The sequence below is a fragment of the Marinobacter sp. genome (assembly GCF_052094685.1).
Classification (GTDB): Bacteria; Pseudomonadota; Gammaproteobacteria; order Pseudomonadales; family Oleiphilaceae; genus Marinobacter.
In genome coordinates, this window is record NZ_JBQDKB010000144.1 from 1 (window position 1) to 6,570 (window position 6,570).

Sequence of the window (6,570 nt, forward strand, 5' to 3'; positions counted from 1 at the left end):
TCGTATAACCCGGTGAACAGGGTTTCCGCTTTGTAGAAAGGCGACAGATCAGAACTCAGGAAGTACTGAGCCTTGGCTTCATTGTCGTCAGATAGCAATTCCTCAGGCGTCAGGGGTAACTCATGATCAACAAAGTCGACACTCGCTACAAAAGCGACGAGATCGTCAGTTGCCACTTCACCGGGCACCACCAGATCTTGTGTCAAGCTATCGCTATCAAGCCCATAAATGCTGATCAGGTAGCGCGCCAGGTTATCGATTCCCGGGCTGTCGGGGTCGACACCTTTACGCCCATTCGCTTCCCATACCGCCTGCGCGATGCGGGCGACAGCCTCGGTTGTTTCCTCAGATTCGACAACATTCAGGGATTCACGATAAAAGCGCGCCAGACCACTCTCGAACTGGAGCCGGTTCCATAGCTGCACTGTGCCAACACCAGGTTCGGGGTTCACCAGCGCTGCATCAAATGCCTCAAGGCGTTCAGCAACCACTGCCAGCACAGGACGTTCGGTATTTGCCGTGGCCAGACCATTGATCGCGCCGGTCAAGTCACCGTCAGCTACCTGTAATTCTTCAATAAAGTCGTCCCAATCCAGCCCGGTGTCGCGCAATACTTTCGCGATTTCGGTCAGTTTCAGGCTCAGAACCTGAACCTCCGGATTGTCAGCGGGGTTGTCATCCAATTCTTCGGCGGAGCTGAGGTTCAGCAAATCGGCAAGTTGTTGTGCGGATAAATTGTCACTGGCGTTGGCAGCCAATGTGGTTAAAGGGGAAACCACAAATTCACCGCTAGCGCTGACATCAGCGCGCAGGGTAACGCCCTGTATATCGGCTCCGGTTTCCACATCCCGTCCGCCGATAGCAACCACGGCGGCAAGCTGGCCGAGTTGCTGGCTACTCAATTCAAAACGGAAGCTCCCATCGCTGTCGGTACGCACAATGCTGGTTAATGCATTGCCATCCACATCGACCAGACGCACTGCAGACTGTTCGATGGCCGGATCTGTTACAACCCCGGACACTACCGAAGATGATTCCTGGGCTGAGGGGCTATCGCCACCGGAGGAGCCTCCCCCACAGGCACTCACAAACAGAGCAGTAACAATAACAACAATCAGCCGCGTCAACCCCGGAACGCGAAGCTTGCACATGTTTAAACGAGACATAGGAACTCCGCCAACAAAACCAATATGATTTTTAAGGCAGTAATTATCCTTACATGCATTTAATAATGCAAATCATTATTGTTTGTCTTTGATTTATCTCGTTGACCTGAGGCTAAACCCATTTCGGGTGTCGGATGACAGGCTGTACAAGAAGCTCTCAAGCTGATTGAACTCCTCGTCTGTCAAACCCAGAGGCTGAAGCAATTCAGAGGTCGAAGGAAATAGCGGGTCATCGCGGTATTTTTCACCTCGTTTGAAGTGGTAGCCACCGGCGTTGTATGTCGACAAAACGTTATGCAGCGCAGAAAAAGTACCCCAATGAAAATATGGCCCGGTACTACTGATGTCCCTCAGCGAGGGGGTTTTAAAGCGCCCTACGTCTTCCGGATTGCCGGTTACCAGATAACGCCCCAGGTCTTCTCGTTTGCCGCCGTATCCGGTTAACCCCAGATTATGATATTTACCGTCACTGAGCAGTGGCCCCTGATGACAGTTCATGCAGCGAGCTTTGGTGCGAAACAGGTGTAACCCGCGAACCGCACTATCGCTCAATGCTTTGGATTTTCCTGCCAGAAACCGGTCAAACGGGCTTTGGCGTGACCTCAGCGTGCCAACCCACGCCGAGATTGACTCTGTCACCTGATCAAAATTAAGTGGTTCATCACCATAGATCTCCGCAAACAGCGCAGAATAATCAGGGTGAACAGCTAACCGTGCCACAACCTGTTCCGGGTCAGCGGCCATTTCAATCGGGCTGGTCATTGACGCCGCAGCCTGTTCCGCCAAAGTTTTAGCCCGGCCATCCCAAAAAAACTCCTGCTTCAAGCCGACGTTCAACAACCCCGGAGTATTGCGCGAGCCCCTCTGATGATTATGACCAACAGGGACACGCAAACCATCACTGTATTTTTGCTCAGGTCGGTGACACGAGGAGCATGAGATCTGGCCCGAGCCAGACAGAAGAGGTTCGAAGAAAAGACGCTTCCCTAGTGCCTGGCGCTGTTTTTCAAGCCCCTCTGCAGGTGGGGCTTTGGGTACAAGTCCCAGTTCAATGTGCTCCTCTATGTCCAGAGCTGGAGCAGGCCAGTTTGCAACAGGCTGCTGATAGCATTGGCGTAAGGCATCTATGGAGGATTCACAGCTTTTCGGTTCAGCAGCACCAGCGTATGAAAACGTACTACCCCCAACCAGAACACCCGCAACCAAGGCAATCCCGATCTGCTTACAACCTTGTTTCCATAGCTGAATAATGATTTGACCTTCGTGATCAGGCAAAGCTAGCATCTCCAGACTTTATATAGAGGAGGGGGCCGGCACATCCGCCGGCCCCCTCAATATCAGTCAGCATTAAGAGCATCGTATGGAGCGATATCCGTGGTATCGAAAATACCATCGCCATCAATATCTGAATCCATCGCTACACCCAGGGTTGTCCGCTCCTCAGCTGTGGACTGTGGGCTGAAAAAGTCCGGAAGTCCGTCCTGATCAAAGTCGAAACGAATCACCGTAGTACCTGGAAAATCGTCATAACTAACCAGCTCTTCTGCAACAAGTTTCAGGCGGCTGTTAATATCAGGCGTGGTATCAGCTTTCTGTGCAACTGCAGCTGCCTGATCAAAAGCCCGAGCCCGGGCCAACTGACTCACCACATCACGGTAGAGATCTTCCCGGTCCTCCGGTGAGTTAAGCTGACCAATAGATGACTGAATACCCTCACCCGACGTAAGCTCAGCAATTGCGCTGGCTCGAAGATCCGCCACACGGCGGGTCGGAGCGGCATTTTCACCACGAAGGTTTTCACGAATGATGTCGGCAACGTCTGCCTGATATTTGCTGACATTTACCCAGCTCTCGACGGCATCGACAAGCTCTTCATCTGTAGTCGATGCATTTATCAGGTCTTTAGCCAGATCCCAGGCGCTCGTCAGATTCTGCTCAGCTTTTTCAGAAGATCCTGCCGAAGCAAAAAATTCGCCAGCCACCAGAGTTTTTGCCAAACGATCAGAGGGCGTCTGCAGAATCGGGATCAGGTCGTTATAGCTCTGTACCAGCTCCAGAGTTTCCTCAACAAGACCTACCCACTGATACTTGGGTATCAGTATCGCACGAACAAGAAATTGGTCATTCGTGGATTGCTGGCTATCCCTGCCCGTCACCTCGTCCTTACAAAGCCTCATCTTCTCCTGCGCCATTTCATCGCTTTCCCACTGCTGATAACGCAGTGACATTTCTGCACAGCCATTCGCGGTGAATGTAGTAGGCGATGTCTGATTGTAGAATTCGTCAGATATGGATAAATCGTACGCAAAGTCCAGCACCTGCCTTGCCTTGTCTTTCTCTCCACGGGAGTACAATGTGCCAGCGAGATAGTTGCGATCAGTAAGGTCATCGTATGTCAGTGCCTGGAGCTGATCCTCTATCTCGGTCGTGCTTGCAACAATCGCATTTATGGCACCATCCAGATCGCCCTCCTCAACTTTAGCCAACGCATCGTATAGAGACAGCGCCGCCAGTGCAGAGCTGGCATACGACTCACTTTCTGGCAGAACCTTTTGCTCAACCAACTGACGGAATTCATCGGCACGCCCCAGATAGCCGAAACTGTACGCAAAACGTTCAGCAATGCGTGCGGACCATGACACATCGCAGGCGTTATCAAAGCTCTGGCTGAACGCACTCAGTGCTTCGCCACCTGCTGCAGTGTCGTTTAAACGGACGGCAAAATCTGCCACATCAGCCAACAAAGCGTTTCTAACAGAGTTACAGTTGCTGGTCGTTCCATTGGAACCCAGCCCGTAAACCGCTTCGCGAAAAGCACGATTTGCAGTTACTACACGATCAGACTCGGCTTCGAACAGCTCTTCAATGTTGCGTTTCATGGCGTAAACCAGGCGAGCATAAGCTGTGGAATAAGTTCCTTGCTGCGCGGCCAGGTAGGTAGATATCCGGTCAAATGAGGCGTTCGATTCAGCTTCATCGCCCGCTTCAAGAAAGTCATCGCTGAGTTGCTGAAAATACGCAGCGTCATCACCATCAAGCTCCAGCGGGCCAGAAGGATCGCTTTTGGCCTCAAGGTAGCTCACATAGATATCCCGGGATCTCTTGAGGTAATCACCAGCGGCACTACTGTCTCCCTGATCAAGCAACGCCAGTCCGATAGAGCGATAAGCCAAAGCACGCTCAACCGCACCAAAAACTGAAGCCGAAACCGTCAGCTCCGCCTCGTCAATCAAGCCGGCCGAAGCCTGCCCCGCCGCCGCAACGCCATATATCGGATCCAGTAATGCATCATCATAAACACCTTCAAAAAGCTGAAGAGCACGAAAATATGGAGATGCATCGGAGCGGAAAAAATAGTCAACGCGGGCAGCATTATCGTCACCCAGCTCTTCACCGGAAGCCAGGGGCTGGGTAACGTCCACATAGTTACGGTTCGCCAGTTGAAGCAGCACACCATCGGCGCCAATGGCCGTAGGCAAAGCCACACTCCCGGCAGCCAACTCAGTGACGGCAACATTGTTATCAAGCAACACGAAACGGACCATATTCAGCAATGCGGAACTCTCGGCTGGAACACCCCGCTTTCCAATGGCGCCCCAGATTGCATCGGCCACGTTATCGGCATTACTGGCGAGCTGTTCAGTTTCTGACAGCCCCAGATTGAAAATAAAATACTGCTCGACGCCTTCACGAAGGTTGATGCGGTTAAATGCCTCAACGGTGTCTTTCGGAGTTGCTTGCGGATCTGTTATCAGTAAATTCAAGGCAGCAACTCGCTTAGCCAGTGATTGCAAAGCCAGATCCACAGAACCCGTGGTTAACTCACTGGCCTCCAACCTCTCAGCAGCAGCAATGAAATTCGCTCCACCGGTTGTATCTGTGCCAGCCGCCGCAAGAGCATCAGCAATAAGGTCGTTGGCATCTTCAACTCCTCGCAAGGCAACCATCAACTCTGACAACAACATGCTTGCACGCTGAGCATTCACCGATGCAGCTGGGTCGCCTTTGATCTCGGCTTCAGACAACCCCAGAATCTGCGCCAGCTCCTGCTCTCCCTTGCTGCCAAGCAAGGTTGTTAATGGCGACACTACCAAGGAGTCGCCGGCACCATCTATCGGCGCGGTTAAAGCCAACCCACTGAAGTCCAGCCCGGTTACGCTGTCTTTGCCGCCAGTCGCCAAAATCCCTGCAACCTCTTCCGCCTGCTCAGCGTCAAGCTCGAGTTGGAACTCACCATTAATTCCTGTCTGAGCGAGCCGACTCAGCACCTCGCCTTCGCTGTTAACCAGACGCACCGAAGATCCGACAATGGCTGGATCGGTAACAACCCCACTAAATGCCACGTTTCCTGAGGCTGGGTCAGCCGATGATGAATCTCCTCCGGAACTGCCACCACAGCCCGCAATGGTAAGACTCCCTGCCAATACCAAAGCAGCTTTCCGAGCTCCAAAGAACTGCAACCAATCCATAGTGCGTTGGATCATGAACTAACCTCCAGATGTAAATCACAAGCAAATGCTAATGATACTTATTTACACTCTTATAACAAGAAATTTCATCTGCGAGCTAGATGCTTGTACGGTGACCGATATCCATAATCCTGACGGTACTGCAGAAATTGCAGCGCCGGCATCTATGCGAATCTGTTGAGCAACGGAAGCCTTATGAAAACCATCGGATTAATCCGAGGCATGAGCTGAGAGTCAACTCAGACTTATTACCGCCTCATCAACCAGAAAGTTCGGGAACAACTCGGTGGGCTCCACTCTGCAAAGATTATTCTCTACAGCGTGGATTTTGCAGAAATCGAGAGTCTTCAGCATAAGGAAAACCGGGACGAAACTGCGAAAACACTGATATCAGCAGCGCAATCTGTTGAGGCCGGTGGCGCCGATATTCTGTTGGTTTGCACCAACACCATGCATAAGGTTGCACCTTAGATTGAGCAGGCTTGCCACTCCCCTGCTTCACATTGCCGACGCCACTGCCAGTAGACTGCTGCAAGACGGGATATCATCGGTCGGGTTGCTTGGAACCCGGTTCACCATGGAGCAAACGTTCTATCGTGAACGCCTTGAGGAAAAGGGTATTAATGTCATCATTCCAGAGGGCGGCGAGCGAGACGCTGTACACCGGATAATCTATGAAGAATTGTGCCAGGGCATCGTCAACCCTGATTCAAAAGCGATCTACCTTGAGGTTGTAGATTCACTGGCCATGCGTGGTGCTCAAGCCGTTATTCTGGGCTGCACTGAAATCGGTTTGCTGATTCAAGCTTCCGATACGCCGGTTGCTCTGTACGACACCACTGAGATCCATGCGGCTCAGGCGGTTGAGTTAGCCTTGAATAGGCAGTATGCAAATTTTTAATGTGTCTATCTCGCGAGTAAATAAAGGTCTCTAG

3 protein-coding genes and 1 pseudogene are annotated in these 6,570 nt (G+C 51.8%); 1 reads left to right on the forward strand and 3 read right to left on the reverse strand.

Annotated elements, in window-relative coordinates:
• The 3 genes from ACTH3S_RS17490 to ACTH3S_RS17500 form a co-directional block, all read right to left on the reverse strand.
• Nucleotides 1–1,166: hypothetical protein (locus tag ACTH3S_RS17490; protein WP_441810294.1), on the reverse strand; the 1,166-nt coding region annotated here is incomplete at its 3' end.
• 93 nt (nucleotides 1,167–1,259) lie between these two features.
• Nucleotides 1,260–2,441: a cytochrome-c peroxidase gene (locus ACTH3S_RS17495; protein ID WP_441810295.1), complete on the reverse strand. Its 1,182-nt coding sequence runs from the start codon at nucleotides 2,439–2,441 to the stop codon at nucleotides 1,260–1,262.
• Nucleotides 2,442–2,503: 62 nt separating this feature from the next.
• On the reverse strand, nucleotides 2,504–5,650 hold the full coding sequence (locus ACTH3S_RS17500; RefSeq protein ID WP_441810296.1) for a hypothetical protein: 3,147 nt from the start codon (nucleotides 5,648–5,650) through the stop codon (nucleotides 2,504–2,506).
• A gap of 180 nt (nucleotides 5,651–5,830) precedes the next feature.
• Here ACTH3S_RS17500 and ACTH3S_RS17505 point away from each other — a divergent pair.
• A pseudogene (locus tag ACTH3S_RS17505) lies at nucleotides 5,831–6,536 on the forward strand (aspartate/glutamate racemase family protein).
• Nucleotides 6,537–6,570 lie beyond the last annotated feature (34 nt).